We start from the raw sequence: 17,676 nt of genomic DNA on the forward strand, positions 1-17,676 counted from the left end.
GCCAAACCAATCTGTTTTTCAAAGAAAGATTCTTGAATTTAACAGGTGAAAGTATTTTCATAAAATAACCCCTCCCTATAACTTGATAACAAAAGACCTAGTTAATTCCGCCCATCTGATACCTCCTTGACAAAAATTTAGCGTATTCGGAAACTCAAAAGGTTACTTTTTTCAATATCGCTAGCAATGGCGATATTTTTCAATGTATTGGCCTAGATATGTACTTGACTTTCAAAAACCACTCCCCAAATTGCGATGAATGGATTTTACTGCTTATTACAAAGGAATTGTATAAAAACAAGTTCCGTTTGTGTTTCAAATTACTACACTGTAAAAAAAGTGGACAAACATGTGAATAACCGGCGAATCCTTGGATAGAGCCTTTAATAGTTACAAAAATGAACACTAATATTAAACACGTATAACCACATTATTTGTAAATCCGTGGTTTTTCGAGCTGGCATAAATGAGGGGTGATTTCTTTGCTATCTGTTAAATACTCTGATACGCTCGGACAACGAGCCATAGTATTACAAGTAACCTATTTGAAACAACCTGTTTTGAGCTCAAGACTGAGCATGAACGGATACCTTTTAAGATGCCAGATAAAAATACTCATTATGAAGCTGTAGCTAACTTCATGAGATAATATAATAACAGGCGCTTAAAGTATCGTGCTACCGTCTGCTGCAGAGCCAGAACGACTTTAAAATTGATTATGTACGCTTAAGACCAAAAGGAAAGCCAAAATTTCTGTGCTGTAGCCAATGTATTGACCAGAACAGCTACCACCCCTATTTTCATCACTTACAAGATACTCATCTAGAAGAAGATTCACAATATTGAATTCCTAATCAATTTTTTCGCCAACTGCCCGCATGATTTCTAGTAAAACCTCTTTGCTATTAAACTATTTACGTTTAAGAGTATATGCAAATTTTTTGCCATCATTTAATTAAACAGCAATGATATGCGATAATAAAGCTCAAAATACATTATACAAATTGACAATTTGTATAATGTATTCAATATTTTTAAGCAGCAATAAATCCATGTTATTAAAACTGACAGAACATATAAACAGTTGTCGTGGCAATATAACTACCGGATGGAATTATTTATTCAAGTGGAAGATGAGAGCGCCACTTACCGGGATGCCTATTTGTTGCTCAGCAACCGGTATGATGTGCCGGAAGAAGTTGCAGCGGTTTATGTCAAGCGCTGGCGTATTGAAGTGTTCTATCGTACCTATTATGCTACGCAAGGTGGGAATGTAATAAAGAAGGCGCCGAAGAAGCCCTATCCCACCGCGAAATGGTTAGATACTTATTCAACGCCAGTCATCGGATTTGCTGTTACGGGCAACAAATCCAAGTTTATCTTGACACAACTGGTAATCGGTTTTCAAGGTTCATCGAAAAATTTTGGCCTCCGCATCCATTTTTACGGTTGCGGGACTGGCATTATTCACCAATAACTGCATAGCTCATGTATTTTTAATATTTAAAGGTTTTTATAGCCGAACGTAGAAAATAATATAAATAACCCAGCGCGGCCATCAATTCACATTTTTAACGAGGTGAGAAAAATAAAAACGCCTGATCATTTCATCTCCCTGCCGGAAGCTGTCAAGCTGAACCGGGAGCAGGTTGCGGAAAACCATAAAAGATACCTCAACTCCGGCCTGGCCATGATGTTGAGTCTTTTAAATTTTGACAAACAGTTTATAAAGGCTGAAGGAATTAAGGTCTGGGACAGCGACGGCAACCTTTACCTGGACTTTTTAGGCGCCTACGGCGCTTTGAATTTAGGGCACAACCACCCGCGCGTTCTGGCGGCTTTGGAACAGGTGAAAGAATTCCCCAACATGCTGCAGGCGTCGCTCGGCACCGTCGTAAGCGCTCTGGCGCAAAACATAGCCGCGATAACCCCGGGGGACCTGCAACGTTCCTTCTTCTGCAACAGTGGGGCGGAAGCCGTGGAAGGCGCGCTGAAGCTGGCGCGGGCGGCTACCGGACGGCAAAAGATTGTTTGCTGCGAAGGCTCCTTTCACGGCAAAACCATGGGCGCCCTGTCGGTAACCGGACGCGAGCAATACCAGAAAGCTTTCCAGCCCTTAATCCCAGGCATAGTGTCAATACCTTTCGGCGACTTAAATGCGCTTGAAGACAAATTAAAAGATAAAACCGCCGCCGCCTTTATTGTCGAGCCCATTCAAGGCGAAGCCGGCATCATCCTCCCGCCGGCAGGCTACTTGTCCGGCGCCAGGCAAATATGCGCTAAATATAACACGCTGCTCATATTTGATGAAATCCAAACCGGACTGGGACGCACCGGAGAGATGTTCGCCTGCCGGCATGAAAACGTCACGCCCGACATCATGTGTCTGGCCAAATCCCTTGGCGGCGGAGTTATGCCTGTTGGCGCTTTTATCACCACAAACGATATCTGGGAAAGAGCATACGGTGGTATGGAAAAAGCGCGGCTCCACACTTCCACTTTCGGCGGCAATACCTGGGCGGCAGCCGCAGCCATAGCGACACTGGAAGTACTTTATGAGGAAGATCTGCCTGAACGGGCGCGTAAAAACGGCGACTACCTGCTGGCCGGGCTTAACAGGTTAAAAGAGAATTACCCTCTGATCAAAGAAGTGCGCGGCCGCGGCCTGATGGCCGGGCTCGAATTCAATCAGCCTGAAGGGTTCGTCGTAAAAGCAACTCTGGGACTGGCAAACAAAATTTCGCAAGAGTACATGGGTAGTTTGATCGCCGTGGAATTGCTCAACAAATACCGGATTATCACCGCTTACACCCTGAACAACCCCAACGTCATCCGCTTGGAGCCGCCCCTGCAGGTAACCAGGGAACAAATAGACACCTTGCTGGAAGCCCTGGACGGCATTTTCAGGAAACACAAAGGTTTTATCAGTTTAGCCGCCACCAGCGCAAAAACGATTTTTAAGTCATTCACGAAAAAGTCATCATGATCAATATAACTCTTGACCCGGCAGGGCCTTCAGGCAAAGGTCCGACATGAAAAGCCCCGGATTAGGCAAGGCTAGGTTTACAGCACGTCCTCAAAGCCATTATCCTTCAAGGCCTGTACGGCCTTCTTGATATCCTGCGCCTTGTCCTTATGACAGATAAGCAAACTGTCATTTTCACAGACAACAATCAGATCTTCAACACCGATTACAGCCACAATATTATCCGGAGAGTATACATAAGTATCTTTTGTCTCCAGAAATACTCCATTGCCTTCAAGAGCGTTCCCGCTCTTATCCTTTTTAGCGTAACGGTCCAAAGCCGTCCACGACCCGAGGTCGTCCCACCCAAAATCACCGCGGATCACTAAAACACGCTCCGTACGTTCCAGAATGCCATAATCAACTGAGATTTTTGGCAAACCGTTGTATACTTCTCTGAGTGTGTCGTCATATTGTTCCATGCCCATTGTCCGCTCAATTATTCTTAAACCTTCAGCCAACTCAGGGATGTGTATTTCAATCAATGCGCTGATCAGATCGACGCGCCAAACAAACATGCCGCTATTCCATAAATAATTCCCCTGGAAAAGAAACTCCAAAGCTTGAGCATAGTTTGGTTTTTCTAAAAATTTATCGACCACGTAAGCTTTTATCCCGGCGAACTCATCAAATTGCTCACCCTGACAAATGTATCCATACCCGGTCTCAGGTCTGTGCGGGGCGATGCCGAGGGTAATAATATTTTCACCTCTGCCGGCTGCCGCTATAGCGCCTTTAATAATATCCTTGAACCTGGGAACGTCATTTATGTAATGATCCGCCGGCAACACGATCATCACGTCAAAAGGGTTTTTTTGCCGCACAACCAGCGCGGCCAGTCCGACAGCCGCCGCGGTATCCCGTCCAAAAGGTTCAACAATGATATTGCTTTGCGGTATTTGCGGAATTTGTTTAATTATTATATCCTTAAACTCCGCTCCGGCCACTACATAAATATCCTCCATGTTTACTAATCCTTGCACCCGTTCTACCGTTTGCTGCAGCATGGTTTTATTTTCAATTAAGTTTAAAAACTGTTTTGGCAAAGCCATTCTACTGCGCGGCCAAAATCGCTCACCCCTGCCGCCGGCCATGATGACTACACAAGCCATACCCACCACCCTCTCAGAAAATATTGGCAGCCGATCTATATTAGATTATATCATACAACATGACGGCCGCCGTCGACATATAAAATTTGTCCGGTTATGTAACTTGTCTCTTCATCACAGAAAAATAATACCACGTTCGCCACATCGTCAATCCTACCTGGTCTCTTGATAGGCTGGGCGTTAATAACTTTTTCTTGTGTCTCCGGCGGCAGCCTTCTGGCCATAGGCGCTTCAATAAAGCCGGGCGCCACAATATTTATTGTGACACCAAAATTAGCGAATTCCAGGGCCAGGGCTCTCGTCAGCCCCACTACCCCGGCCTTGGCCGCGGAATAATTTGATTGACCGGGATTTCCCAGCCAGGCGCGGGAGGTTATATTGACCACGCGTCCGAATCCCTGCGCCCGCATATGGCCTAAAACAGCTTTGCAGCATAACCAGGAGCCTTTCAGACAGGTATTGATTACAAGTTCCCAGTCTTCCACAGGCATTTTTAATATTGAGTTGTCTTTCAGCGCGCCGGCGTTGTTCACGAGAATATCCACGCTCCCGAAAACATGGGCGGCTTCTTCCGCCATAGCGCTGACTTCCAGCCAATTGGTCACATCCGCCCTGGCGGCTATTGCCCTGCCACCCGCGGTATTAATTTGCGCGGCTACAGATTCCGCGTTATCACCGTTAAGGTCGCATACCACGATATTCGCGCCGTTTTGCGCCAGTTTTGCCGCGATACCGGCGCCAATTCCGCTGCCCGCGCCGGTTATAATAGCAGTTTTGTTTGAAACACCCATAATTTTGCCACTCCCTCTCAAAATATCTGCTCATTATAGTACTATTTAGGTATTCAGGAGTCAGTAGTCAGCATTCAGAATTTAACGTTAAGATAAGCCAGTTTCTCATTCGTACTATTCAGTTTAACCCGGCTGAGGTATGGTGTTATCGTTAGCGAACGACTTGCGGAGCGCCGGTAACAATAGCCGGCGAAGCGAGGGTAACCAAACGCGACGCGAAACCAGCGGGCTACCAGCGTTACGAATCTGAGCACAACTGACAACTAGTCTAGTGGATAACTGACTTCTTCCATAACCAGCCTATCGCCGCCTTTGCAGCGCCGCTGGTTCGGTCCGACATTCTAACTCCTGACTCCTGAATTCACAGTCTTCTTTAGAAGTAATAAGAGAACCCTCTATATTTTGGGTTCCCTTTATTCCTTACATGAAACACAACATATATTTTAAAAAATAAGGAACGGGTTGTAGCGCTTTTCCATGCCGATAGTGGTCGCGGGACCGTGGCCCGGGTACACATTTGTTTCCGGCGGGAATTGTAAAAGCTTCTTCTTGATTGATTCGATGAGCTGGGTATGACTGCCTCCAGGAAAATCTGAGCGGCCAACCGAACCCGCGAAAAGTGTATCCCCGGAAAATATCACGTCAGGACCGCATTTGAGGCTGATTCCCCCTTTGGTGTGCCCCGGTGTGTGAATTACTTCCATAGTTTCTTTTCCAAACTTGACAATATCCCCGTCTTTAAGCAGTTGGTCCGGCGCGCGCATTTTCGCCGCGGGCCCCACATATGTCGAAAGGTTTTTACCCGCGTCAGTCAACATACCGGCATCTTCAGCGTGGATCAGCACTTTGGCGCCGGTGCCCCGCTGCACTTCATCCAGCGCGCCGATATGGTCAATGTGCCCATGGGTCAGAATAATATATTTGACTTTAAGACCTAACGATGCGATCCTTTTTAAAATTCTGCCGCCTTCCGCCCCCGGGTCTATTACCACTGCTTCTTTTGTTTCCTCACATCCGACAATAAAACAATTCGCGTCAATGGAGCCTACCGAAAATCCATCCAGAATCATAAATTCAACCTCCGCTAATTAAAATATCTTATTACTGTCAAGCAGTATTGTTACCGGCCCGTCGTTGATTATTTCCACAACCATATGCTCGCGGAAACAGCCTTTTGCCACTCTTAAGCCAAGTTTTTCCAACTCCGCGTTAAATATTTCATAAAGACACCCTGCTTCTTCAGGAGACGCGGCGTCGAAAAAATTTGGTCTTCTTCCTTTACGGCAGTCTCCATATAAGGTAAACTGCGAAACCGACAGCACTTCCCCTCCAACTTCCCTGACAGAAAGATTCATCTTGCCGTCCGCATCTTCAAATATTCTTAAATTGGCAATCTTGTCCGCCAGATACGCCGCCCCTGCCACAGTGTCACCGCGCCCCACTCCCAGGAGCACCACCATACCGTGTCCGGTCTCACTCACAATTTTATTGTCAACAGTCACTGAACCCCTGACAACTTTCTGTACAACAGCCCGCAACATTTACCTCCCCGGTTTCTTAATTTACGGTTTCCGCCCGATTTTCCACCGTCGGCCGGCCGCTGAAGCTGACACGCCTAATATCATAAATGTCCTTGATCCGTCTTATTTTATTCATTATAAACTCAAGCTGCTCCAGCCCCTTTGTTTCCAACACCATATCTATCACCGCGCCCCTCTCTTTTTTACCCCTCGCGGTAACCCAGTTGGCACTGATCTTCATCTCTAAAAGTACTGACATCACATCATTTAAAAGCCCCGCGCGGTCCATACCGGTTACTTCCAGCTTAACCTGGAAAGGTTCTTCAAATTCCTTGTCCCAGGCGACTTCCACCAATCGCTCCGGTTCCTCCCGGACCGCGTACGCTATGTTTCTGCAATCTGTCCGGTGAATCGACACACCCCTTCCCCTGGTTATATACCCGATGATCAAGTCGCCCGGCACCGGATTGCAGCAATGTGACAACCTGATCAGCAGGTTGTCGATACCTTTGATACGAATTCCCTGAGTGGGTTTGCCCCATCCGCCGGAAGGCCTTGTTTCATTGATTAATGTCTGGGCTTCTTCAGCGAGCAAGCCTTTTTTTTCAGTCTTTGCCTCCTCCATCTTTATCTTTGACAGAATATAATTAGCAGTGATCACTCCATCACCGATAGCCGCGTACAAATCTTCAACAGTCAAAATATTTAACCGCTTGCCGATATCCAGCAGTTTATCGCTTTTAAGCTGTTCCGCCTCTATTCCCTGTTTCTTTACTTCGCGGTCAAAGCTTTCTTTTCCTTTCAGGATATTTTCTTCACGCTGCTCCTTTTTAAACCACTGCCTTATTTTTGTCTTTGCCTGGGAAGTTTTTGTTATATTAAGCCAACCTCTTTTGGGAGCGCTGTTTTTCGACGTCATAATTTCAATAATATCGCCATTTTTTAACTTGTATTCAAGCGGCACGATGCGCCCGTTTACTTTCGCTCCGATGCACCGGTGACCAACCGCTGTATGAATCCGGTAAGCAAAATCCAGGGGCATTGAGCCTGCCGGCAGTTCAATTACATCACCTTTAGGCGAGAATACGAAAACCGTGTCTGCAAATATATCTATCTTTAAGCTTTCCATGAATTCCCTGGCGTCACGCAGGTCATGCTGCCATTCCAGGAGTTGGCGCAGCCAGGCCAGCTTCTTATCAAAATCACTATCGCCCCGGCCGCCTTCTTTATAGCGCCAGTGAGCGGCTATACCGTATTCAGCGGTCCGGTGCATCTCCCACGTGCGTATCTGTATTTCCAGAGGTTCCCCATTCGGCCCGATAACTGTTGTGTGGAGGGATTGATACATATTCGACTTCGGCATGGCGATATAATCTTTAAAACGCCCAGGTATGGGAGTCCACAGAGTGTGAATGATACCGAGCGCGGCGTAGCAGTCCCGCACTGTTTTCACAAGGCAGCGCACGGCCATTACATCATAAATCTCGTTCAAGTCTTTTTGCTGCTTGATCATCTTTGCGTTGATGCTGTATAAGTGCTTGGGGCGGCCTTTAATACCGGCGTCAACTCCCATGACCGCCAGTTTGTCCTTCAAAAGAGAACTCACCGAGCAAATATATTCTTCACGCTTGCTTCTGGTCTTGGCAATTTTATCCGCTAATGACGAATACTTTAACGGATCTTTAAAGCTAAACGCCAAATCTTCCAGTTCCCACTTGATCCGGTAAATTCCTAAACGGTGCGCTAACGGAGCGAATATTTCCAGAGTTTCTTCCGCTATTTCCACCTGCTTCGCCACCGGATGATATTTCAACGTGCGCAGGTTATGCAGACGGTCGGCCAGTTTGATCAAAATCACCCTGATGTCCTTAGCCATGGCGAGAAACATCTTGCGAAGATTTTCCGCCTGTTGTTCTTCTTTAGATATATACTCAATCCTGCTTAACTTTGTCACTCCGTCCACTAAAAGAGCTACTTCATTACCAAAACGCTCTTCGATGTCGGCCAATGCGACTCCAGTGTCCTCCACCACGTCGTGCAGCAGAGCGGCGATAACAGTTTCTTGATCCAACTCGAGTTCCGCCAGGATTTTAGCCACTTCCACCGGATGGACGATAAAAGGTTCACCCGAAAACCTTTTCTGCCCCCGGTGCGCTGCTTCGGCATATTTATAGGCGTCGCTGATGGACGACAAGTCTGCCCTGGAATTATATTCCTTTAACCGCTGCATTAAATCATCAAAATATGCTCCGTTCTCCGCGGGCACATATTCCGACCGGTCAGGCAGTTCGTTATTTGCAGAGGCGCAGGCTGGATTAATATCCATAACAATCATGTTCCTTTTTCATAATTACACTATGTTATTTGTATTATAATCTATAAGGTACCATATTGCCCAAACCTAAATAAAATTATTTAAGGGGTCCTTCAGAAGCCTCATCATCCAGGCCATTGATTCCTCTCTTACCCGGTGAAGACGAAAATATGTCTGGGAACTGTGCAGATCCCGTTTTCCCCCGGGCGCCGGCATTAAACATACCTGAATGGCTTCTTCTTTTCCTTCCGCTTTAAGGAGTCCAAGCTCCTGAAGAACCTTGATCGCTATTTGCACAGTATACTTGCGCACGTGCAGGAAACCTGACTCCGTCAACGACCGGACCATCTGCCCGGGCTCCAGTATAAACCGCCCGTACTTGTTGATCTTGCGGCGAACAATTGTGTAAAAAAGGGCCAGGCAATCCCTGTCCGGTGTCAGCGCGGCAAGGTAAGAGCTATTCTTTTCAAAGTCATCGGTTCCAAAAAGCAAATAAACAGAGCCTTTTGTTTGCACCATTTCTGTAACATTATTAAACATTGTCCGGTTAAAGGGCAGGTGATAAATTATTGCATGACCTGCTTTAATATTTAAAGAACGTGCCATAGACGGAGTGGCCACCAGTATGCTCAGCTCGCCATTCTGAAATCTGACAGCGTTCTCCAATAAATCTTTTTCAGGCAACAAACCATGGCAGCAGGCAAGTTTACCTTTCAGCGACGGGAAAGATAATTGCAGATAATAGGCAATTTCAATTGTTTGGTAAGCGCAGGCGGTGATAATCACCGTAGGTATTTCATCAGCAGCCAAATCTCTTAATCTGTCCTGCCTGTCTATAGATTCGCGCAGGTCAATAAATTCCGGCTTTGCTTGATTATTCTTCATTTCATATAAATAAGGCCGCATTTCCGCTGAATGGCCGTTATTCAGCGTCTCAAGGATGAATTCCGGTATAAAAAGCTCCTCCTGATTTTGAGAGACATTTTTTGTTACATATTCCTCCCAAGAACTGCTCTTGCTGTTTTCTTGTGTGGAAAGCTCCAATAATGCCGGTATCCCCACGTCCTTGACTTCCAGTTGCAAAGAGCGCCGTCCGTTATACTCATTTATACCGGGCACAAAAGCCAGATCAACCGACTCATCTGTGGCGAGCACCTCCGCGTAAGCGCCAAGATCAAAACCGATACCGTCAACCGTCACTCCTTCGGAATACAAGAGCATCTTCAGGTGCGCGGAGTCCCTGCCCACACCCCGGCAGGTTTTCACCAGCGCTTCACGGCAGCCTAAAAGAGGGACCGGATTGCTATGTCCATACGGCTGCATAAGTTCAATTTCATTTACCAGTTCTTCTGAGACCTGATTTAGACTAATTAAGCCGTCAAGGTTTAAACGAGGAACCATTTTTTTATCGTCAAGTACTTTGCCGGCGTAATTATTTATTTCCCTGGAAAATTCCTCAATCTTGTCCGCGGGGAGCGAAAACCCCGCCGCCAGGGCATGCCCTCCATACTTCAGCAAATATTCCCGGCATTGCGAGAGAGCGCCGTAAATGTTAAAAGCCGGGATGCTTCTCGCTGAACCTTTACCTGTTTCCCCCTCCAGAGATATCAGCAGCACCGGACGATAAAAACGTTCCAGCAGGCGTGCGGCGACAATGCCGATTACTCCCGGGTGCCAACCCGCCGAGGCCAGCACAATAACTTTTTCCTTGGCGGTACCCGGCTGATCGCCAAGCATTGCCAGGGACTCCTGCATAACTTTTGCTTCTATTTCCTGCCTGATCTTGTTGCCCGTGTGCAGCTCGTTGGCTAATTCCCATGCTTCTCCAATATTATCAGTAAGCAACAGCCGCGCCGCCAAATCAGGGCTGCCGATACGTCCCGCCGCGTTTAAGCGGGGCACGAGTCTGAAGCCCACCTCACTGGCTCCAATAGTATCTTTAATGCCGCTTACCCCGATCAAGGCCTGAATACCCGGCCTTTTAGAATTCGCGAGGCTTGACAACCCATGCTTAACGAGGATGCGGTTTTCACCGTGGAGAGGAACAATATCAGCTATGGTGCCAAGACAGCAGAGGTCCAGGTAATCATGCCAGGCTTGTCTTTCATAACCGTCATTTTCCAAAAGCGCTTGCGCAAGTTTTAGCGCGACACCCACCCCGGCTAAATCTTTAAACGGGTAGCCGCAATCCGGTCTTTTCGGATTAATCACCGCCGGCGCCTGCGGCAGGACCGGGGGAGGTTCATGGTGATCCGTAATAATCAAGTCCAATCCGTTTTCACGCGCCCAGGCTGCTTCTTCCAGAGCGCTAATGCCACAATCAACTGTAACAATCAGGCTTGTCCCTTTTTCTTTACATCGCATCAAAGCGTCAATATGCAATCCGTAGCCATCGTCCAAACGATTCGGAATATAATATTCAACCACTCCGCCTAAATGCCGCATAACCTGTACCAGCAGCACAGCTGCCGTAATCCCGTCAGCGTCATAATCACCGTAAACCAATATTTTTTTCCTTGCTTGCACAGCCTGGTTAATTATCCTGACAGCTGTCCCCATATCCTTTAGCAGGAGCGGATGATAAAGCCTGCCCAGCCCGCAATTGAAAAAGTCCCGGCATTGTTCAACGGTATAAAAACCCCGGTTAATCAGCAACTGAGCCGTAATTAAAGAAATGCCCAATTCACGAGCTAATATTTGCTGCAGAGCCGGAAAAGGGGTTTTAACCTGCCATATTTTTTGTTGTTTGATCTTCGGAGAATATTCCATGACTATTAAAATTATAGCCGACCCGATATGGTTTGGCAACGCAAAACGGTCTGAAACAATTAACGCTGATGGTATTTAACCGGCGGGTTGAACATAAATTCGCCTTCAGCGACATGCAAAAAATCACATGAGTCAGAGGAACGGTTCCGTTGACTCATGTGATTTACTTATAGCGGCATGGATCTTGATCCCGGCCGGCTTCAACCCGGCGAACCGGTCAACCGGTCAGTTAAACAATGCCGTCTATTTCTTTCTGCAAGTCGGTTATGTCTCGGTAATCCGTGGGGATACCCAGGTTTGTGCTTAGTTCGGCAAGTATGCTGTAATTCTCTTTGCCTGCAAGCGGATGCAGAGCCTTGTTCAGTATTCTCTTTTCACCGCTGCTGTTCAGGTATGTCCCCTGTGTTTCCGCAAAAGTCGCCGCCGGCAGAATCACATTTGCCCGGGCGATCTCACTGCTCAGCAGAGGCGCGACGACGACGTTGAAAACATTCTCTTTAATCAGTCCGTCCAGTTTCATGTCATCGTTAACCACGGTCAGCAGGCCGGCCAGATTGCCGTTATTTAGCTCGCTGAGGATATCAGCTTTCTCTTTTACGTCCGCGAGGCCTTCTTCACACAGCCGTGCTCCGTTGACCTTCATGCCCTGCAGGTTTCTGCATCCCGGCAAAAGACTCGGATTTACTCCCATGAAGGCCTGACCGTACAGGTTTCCATAGGGGTTAAAGGCATAGATGCCGGATGCGGAATTTTTCAGGCCGGCCAGGATGCGCAGCATGTGCAGTTCATCGGTGTCGATTTTTTCCGCATTGACAATGACCACCGGGTTCTTTGCCCGCAGGTAGAGCTGGGTAAATTCAACGAGTTTGGCGGGCTTTGTCCGGATGGAGCCTTCCAGTTCTTGGATATCGGTTAACAACCGCTCACGGTCGCGCTCAGTCTCCGCAGCCACATCCTCAGGCTTCAACAAATCGTTCTGCAGAAGGTAACTCAACATGCCCTTAAGGATATACCTTGCCTTCTCGGAACCAACCTTTATGGTCATCTCGGACTCTTTGGCAAACCTGGTGACCCGCGGGCCCGCAAAGACAAGCTGGGCGCCTCCGCTCAGCATTTTTCTGAGCTTATTGGCCAGCACAGGGCTGTCGACGTCCGGGTCACACTTGTATGCAAACACCAGGTCTGCTTTTTCCAGGTCCTTCAGTGAACCGCCGGCGCTTACCAGTATTTCGGCAGGCAAAGGCCTCAAGCTTTCCACTTTGCTTGTGCGCATAGCCATTCGTGCCAGCTTTTGGACAAGATAGCTTTCCTCATTGGTGAGGTTGGGCGAAGCCAGCACAGCCAATGATTCTCCGCCAAGATGATCCCTGACTTTAGCAAGCCCCTGGCAGGCCGCGAAAATTGCCTCCGGCCAGCTTACTTCAGTCAGCTTTCCTTCTTTCCTCATAAGAGGCCTGGTAATCCTGTCCTTACTGTGGATGAAATCATACTCGAAAGCACCCAGTTTGCATAGGTTTCCTTCATTTACCGTGTCTTCTAAAGGAGATCCCGTACCAATGATTTTTTTGCCCGCTATCTTAAGTTCCAAATCACAGTTCATGCTGCACTGCGGGCAAACTGTGTCGATTTTTTCACCTTTCCAGGGAATGGGCTTGGGCAGGTACGTCTTGGCCGTCAGGGCGCCGGTCGGGCACGCTGAAATGCACTGCCCGCAGGATGTACACAAAGTTTCATCAAGCGGTACCCCCATGGACGGTTTTACCACCGCCAGGTAGCCTCTGCCCACAAAGCCCAGGGCGCCTATGCCTTGCACTTCACTGCATATCCTTATGCAAGAGCCGCAGAGTATGCACTTATTGACATCACGGGCTATTTGCGTGTTGTCTTCCTGGATGAAATGGTCTTGTCTTTGTCTGACAAACCTGTCCGCCTCAGCTTTGTATTCGGTTGCCAGACTTCTCAGCTTGCATTCATAGGCGTCAAGACACCCGCAGGAAAGACACCGCATGGCCTCTTGCCGGGCCATTCCCTCGGTGAAGGTGGAAGCCACCTCTTGGAAACCGTTCCTCCTGGCTTTGGCCTCCATAACTGTCTTGCGGCCACGGGGCAGCTTGGGATATTTACTAAACTCTTCCCTGTCGATCTCGGAGAGTTCTCCTTTTGAGTGATTGTAAGGCTTGGCAGCAAGGTCCATTTGAGGGTTCGTCAAAAACATGTTTATAGCTAAGGCTGCTCTTTTCCCGGCCGCCACTGCCTCGACCACTGTAGCCGGGCCGCTGACGCAGTCTCCGCCGGCAAAGACATTATCCAGGCGGGTTTTCTGGGAGTCTGACTGGGCAGAGACCCTGTTTCTATCCAGCACTTCACTGCCTTCCAGACAGGCAGTGTCAACCTTTTGCCCGACTGCGCAGATCACGCTGTCGACCTGAATCTGGAATTCCGAGCCCTGCACCGGTACCGGCCGCCGCCGGCCGCTGCTGTCCGGCTCTCCCAGGGCCATCCTGACGCATGTGCAACTTTGGATAACACCGTTGCTGCCTTCCAGGCTGACGGGGTTAACCAGGAATTGAAAGACGACTCCTTCCTCGCGCGCTTCTCTTACTTCTTCCTCGCTGGCCGGCATCTCCTCTTCGGAGCGCCGGTAGAGAACAATTACTTCCTGCGCGCCCTTTCTTAAAGCTGTCCGCGCGCAGTCAATGGCGGTATTCCCGCCGCCTACTATCGCCACCCGGGCGCCAAGATTGATATCCTTGCCATCGGTAACGTCCCGCAGGAATTTGATGCCGTGAACGGCCATGTCTTCCCCGGGAATCCCCAGCCCTTGGGAAGCCTGGGCGCCAATGGCCAGGAAAACGGCGTCATATTTCTTCCTGAGGCTGTCCAGGGTGAAATCTTTCCCTAATACGGCATTATATTTTACTTCACGGCATAATTTAACCACCTTGGCCAGTTCCGTATCCATCAGCGCTTTCGGCAGGCGGTATTCTGGAATGCCGTAGCGCATCATCCCGCCGAGTTTGTCATTGGCTTCCAGAACGGTCACCTCATGTCCCTGCAGGGCCAGATAATAAGCCGCCGCAAGACCGCCGGGACCGCCGCCGACCACGGCTACACTACAGCCGGTAGAAGGCAGGGCGGCGGGGACAGACTCACCATCAATGTCCAAGTCGCCGACAAACCGCTTGAGGTCGCATATAGCAACAGGCTCGTCGACAAGATTGCGCCGGCAGTTTTTTTCACAGAAAGCCGGGCACACCCTGCCCACTGATGCCGGGAAGGGGAGTTGCTCATTAATCAGGCGCACGGCCTCGTCAAATTGGCCGTCGGCAATCATGGCAACAAATCCCTGTATGTCTATTCCCGCCGGACAGGCATTCTTGCAGGGGGCTTCACAGTCACCGTAGTGTGTGGAAAGCAGCAGCTCCAGCGCCGTCTTCCTCATGGTTGCCAGTTCTTCAGTGTTTGTTTTTATTACCATGCCCGGGCCGACTTTTGTCGCACACGCCGGCATGGGCCGGCGCCCCCCTTCCATTTCAACCAGGCACAGGCGGCAAGCGCCAAACGGTTCCAGCCTCGGGTCATGACACAGGACTGGTATGTCTATACCGTTTTCCCGGGCTGCATCCAGGATGCTCATATTTTCGTCAACTTTGATTTTCGCTCCGTCTATCGAAATATCAACCGTAGCCATTTTTTCCCTCCTCCGCTCTGGGGTTATTCCGCTGTAACGGCTTCAAACTTGCAATTATCTATGCAGACGCCGCAATGAATGCATTTTTCAGTGTCGATGGTGTGAGGTACCTTTTTGTCCCCTGAAATGGCTCCGGCGGGACAGTTTTTACGGCAAAGTCCACACCCGGTACACTTCTCAGCGATAATCGAGTATACAAGCAAGTCCTTGCATTTTTTCGCAGGACATTTATGATCCAGAATATGTTTTTCATATTCGTCCCTGAAGTACTTCAAGGTGGTGAGTACCGGGTTGGGTGCCGTCTGGCCCAGCCCGCAGAGGGACCCCTGGCTGATGCTGGCTGCCAGTTCCTCGAGCTTGGCCAGGTCATCATTGTCACCCTTACCTTCTGTTATCCTGTCCAAAATAAGTTTCATCTGCCTGGTCCCCACCCGGCAGAAAGTACATTTTCCGCATGACTCGCTCTGGGTGAAGTTTAAGAAGAACTTGGCCACATCCACCATGCAGGTGGTCTCGTCCATAACCAATAGGCCGCCTGAGCCCATGATTGAACCGATCTGAGCCAGCGAGTCGTAATCGATAGGTGTGGAACAAAGGTTGGCGGGTATACAGCCGCCTGACGGCCCGCCTGTTTGGACTGCTTTGAACGGCCTGTCCTCAACGATCCCCCCGCCGATGTCAAAAACGATCTCGTTGATGGATACGCCCATCGGCACTTCCACCAGTCCACCCCGCTTCACTTTCCCCGCCAGGGCAAAAACCTTGGTTCCCTTGCTTTTTTCCGTCCCGTAAACGTTGTAAGCGGAAGCGCCTTGCTTAATAATAAAGGCTACGTTGGCAAGAGTTTCCACGTTGTTAATGATAGTGGGCTGACCCCAGAGACCCGACTGCGCCGGGAAAGGCGGCCGCAACTTCGGCATGCCCCGCTTTCCTTCAACGGACATGATCAAAGCGGTTTCCTCGCCGCAGACAAAGGCCCCCGCTCCTTCGCGCAATTGAATATCAAAGGAAAAACTGCTGCCAAAAAGATTTTCTCCCAAAAGCATTTTTTCTTTGGCCTGAGCTATGGCCTTCGTCAACCTGGATACAGCCAGGGGGTACTCTGCCCGCACGTATATATATCCCCCTGAAGCCCCTATGGCATATCCCGCAATAAGCATGCCTTCAATAACGCTGTTCGGGTCGCTTTCCAGAACGCTTCTATCCATGAACGCGCCGGGGTCGCCCTCGTCTGCGTTGCATATTACATACTTGGCGCTGCCTTGGTTGGCCTGGGCAAAACTCCACTTGAGCGCCGTTGAAAATCCTGCACCTCCCCGGCCGCGCAAGCCGGAAAGTTCTATTTCTTTGATCACCTGCTCAGGGGTCATCTCCGTAACGGCTTTTCTTATAGCCTCGTAACCCCCGACACCGATATAGTCATTTATATCTTCGGGGTCGATCACACCGCAGTTTCTTAATACGATGCGCTGCTGTTTGGACAGAAACTCCGCCCCGGTCACCTCATGAACATTGCTGAACATCAGGTTGTCTTCTACCGGACGGCCGGTTTCCAGAAACCCTTTGACTATCTTCTCAGCAGTTTCAGGTGTTACTTTTCCATATATATAACGTTCATTTTTTTCCGGGAATGACAATTCGAGATTGGGTTCGCTGTAACACATGCCCAGGCAACCCGTCCGCTTTAGTTCAATGTCTTTTTTTCCGTCAAGATATTTCGCCAGGGATGCAAATACCTTGTCAGCGCCGGCCGCTATGCCGCATGTAGCCAAGCCTACTTTAATTACTGTCTTTGGCTTCTTTGCAGTCTTTGCAGTCTTTGCAGTCTTTGCTGTTGCCATTATTTATCATCTCCCTCAAGGACCCCTATTGAAGACTTTTCGGCCTTTTCCCGGGATTTTATTTGTCTGACGATTTTTTGTATGGATTTAGGCGTAACCCCGCCGTAAACAGTCTCATTAACCATCATCACCGGGGCCATGCTACAGCATCCCAGGCAGGCGACAGTTTCAAGTGAAAATAATCCGTCCTCGCTGGTGCCTCCCTCCGCGGCACCGGTATACTCCTCAATCGCCCGCGCCACTTTTTCCGCGCCGCCCAGGTGGCACGCGGTGCCGCAGCAGGCCTTGATAAGGTATTTGCCCGGCGGCTGCAACCGAAATTGTGAGTAAAATGTAGCAATACCGTATAATTCGCTTTCCGGGATGCCGGTATATTCGGTTATGCGGGAAATCATGGCCGGGGTTACACAGCCGAACATGGACTGAACTTTTTGCAGGATGATGATAGCGGCACCGGGCCCGTTGTTGTTCTGGATTAACTGGTCGAGAGCAATGATTTTTTCATCCGGTAATACGCCAACCATTTCATCGCTCATAGTTATTACCCCCCCTTGAATAAATAATTGGTGTGCCCCGGCAATATGGACTTATCACAAGTTAAACTTTCCTCTAT

General features: G+C 48.9%; 11 protein-coding genes. 2 read left to right on the forward strand and 9 right to left on the reverse strand.

Features of this window, described 5'->3' with window-relative positions; translation table 11 throughout:
- Positions 1–1,126 precede the first annotated feature (1,126 nt).
- Together A4E54_RS13225 and A4E54_RS13230 are read left to right on the forward strand one after the other, a co-directional pair.
- Positions 1,127–1,477, forward strand: a complete 351-nt coding sequence (locus A4E54_RS13225) for a hypothetical protein (RefSeq protein ID WP_240083774.1) — start codon at positions 1,127–1,129, stop codon at positions 1,475–1,477.
- 102 nt (positions 1,478–1,579) lie between these two features.
- Entirely contained in the window at positions 1,580–2,986 is a 1,407-nt protein-coding gene (locus tag A4E54_RS13230; RefSeq protein WP_286726385.1) for an aspartate aminotransferase family protein, read from the forward strand.
- A 77-nt stretch (positions 2,987–3,063) separates the two neighbouring features.
- Here the strand turns inward: A4E54_RS13230 and A4E54_RS13235 are convergent, their stop codons facing one another.
- The 9 genes from A4E54_RS13235 to nuoE all read right to left on the reverse strand — a co-directional run bounded on the left by A4E54_RS13235 (position 3,064) and on the right by nuoE (position 17,599).
- On the reverse strand, positions 3,064–4,137 hold the full coding sequence (locus tag A4E54_RS13235; protein WP_286726387.1) for a mannose-1-phosphate guanylyltransferase: 1,074 nt from the start codon (positions 4,135–4,137) through the stop codon (positions 3,064–3,066).
- A gap of 50 nt (positions 4,138–4,187) precedes the next feature.
- A complete protein-coding gene (locus tag A4E54_RS13240) occupies positions 4,188–4,928 on the reverse strand; it encodes an SDR family NAD(P)-dependent oxidoreductase (RefSeq protein WP_240083771.1) in 741 nt (246 codons plus the stop codon).
- A gap of 443 nt (positions 4,929–5,371) precedes the next feature.
- Complete coding sequence (locus tag A4E54_RS13245) at positions 5,372–5,998, reverse strand: MBL fold metallo-hydrolase (RefSeq protein ID WP_240083769.1); 627 nt, start codon at positions 5,996–5,998, stop codon at positions 5,372–5,374.
- An 18-nt stretch (positions 5,999–6,016) separates the two neighbouring features.
- Entirely contained in the window at positions 6,017–6,466 is a 450-nt protein-coding gene (gene dtd / locus A4E54_RS13250) for a D-aminoacyl-tRNA deacylase (protein ID WP_240083781.1), read from the reverse strand.
- 19 nt (positions 6,467–6,485) lie between these two features.
- Complete coding sequence (locus A4E54_RS13255) at positions 6,486–8,678, reverse strand: RelA/SpoT family protein (RefSeq protein ID WP_240083780.1); 2,193 nt, start codon at positions 8,676–8,678, stop codon at positions 6,486–6,488.
- A gap of 171 nt (positions 8,679–8,849) precedes the next feature.
- Complete coding sequence (recJ, locus tag A4E54_RS13260; protein ID WP_286726390.1) at positions 8,850–11,531, reverse strand: single-stranded-DNA-specific exonuclease RecJ; 2,682 nt, start codon at positions 11,529–11,531, stop codon at positions 8,850–8,852.
- Between the two features lie 229 nt (positions 11,532–11,760).
- Positions 11,761–15,222: an FAD-dependent oxidoreductase gene (locus A4E54_RS13265; protein ID WP_240083767.1), complete on the reverse strand. Its 3,462-nt coding sequence runs from the start codon at positions 15,220–15,222 to the stop codon at positions 11,761–11,763.
- Positions 15,223–15,245: 23 nt separating this feature from the next.
- On the reverse strand, positions 15,246–17,063 hold the full coding sequence (locus A4E54_RS13270; protein WP_240083766.1) for an NADH-quinone oxidoreductase subunit NuoF: 1,818 nt from the start codon (positions 17,061–17,063) through the stop codon (positions 15,246–15,248).
- A complete protein-coding gene (nuoE, locus tag A4E54_RS13275) occupies positions 17,063–17,599 on the reverse strand; it encodes an NADH-quinone oxidoreductase subunit NuoE (protein ID WP_240083765.1) in 537 nt (178 codons plus the stop codon). Before nuoE ends, A4E54_RS13270 begins: the two co-directional genes overlap by 1 nt.
- Positions 17,600–17,676: the final 77 nt, after the last annotated feature.

It is taken from the genome of Pelotomaculum sp. PtaB.Bin117 (genome assembly GCF_002067195.1).
GTDB lineage: Bacteria > Bacillota > Desulfotomaculia > Desulfotomaculales > Pelotomaculaceae > Pelotomaculum_D > Pelotomaculum_D terephthalicicum.

Excerpts from the sequence above, each read along its gene's own strand:
- A4E54_RS13235 (WP_286726387.1), bottom strand. The coding sequence starts at position 4,137 with ATGGCTTGTGTAGTCATCATGGCCGGCGGCAGGGGTGAGCGATTTTGG.
- A4E54_RS13240 (WP_240083771.1), bottom strand. The coding sequence starts at position 4,928 with ATGGGTGTTTCAAACAAAACTGCTATTATAACCGGCGCGGGCAGCGGA.
- A4E54_RS13245 (WP_240083769.1), bottom strand. The coding sequence starts at position 5,998 with ATGATTCTGGATGGATTTTCGGTAGGCTCCATTGACGCGAATTGTTTT.
- A4E54_RS13255 (WP_240083780.1), bottom strand. The coding sequence starts at position 8,678 with ATGCAGCGGTTAAAGGAATATAATTCCAGGGCAGACTTGTCGTCCATC.
- recJ (WP_286726390.1), bottom strand. The coding sequence starts at position 11,531 with ATGGAATATTCTCCGAAGATCAAACAACAAAAAATATGGCAGGTTAAA.
- A4E54_RS13265 (WP_240083767.1), bottom strand. The coding sequence starts at position 15,222 with ATGGCTACGGTTGATATTTCGATAGACGGAGCGAAAATCAAAGTTGAC.
- A4E54_RS13270 (WP_240083766.1), bottom strand. The coding sequence starts at position 17,063 with ATGGCAACAGCAAAGACTGCAAAGACTGCAAAGACTGCAAAGAAGCCA.
- nuoE (WP_240083765.1), bottom strand. The coding sequence starts at position 17,599 with ATGAGCGATGAAATGGTTGGCGTATTACCGGATGAAAAAATCATTGCT.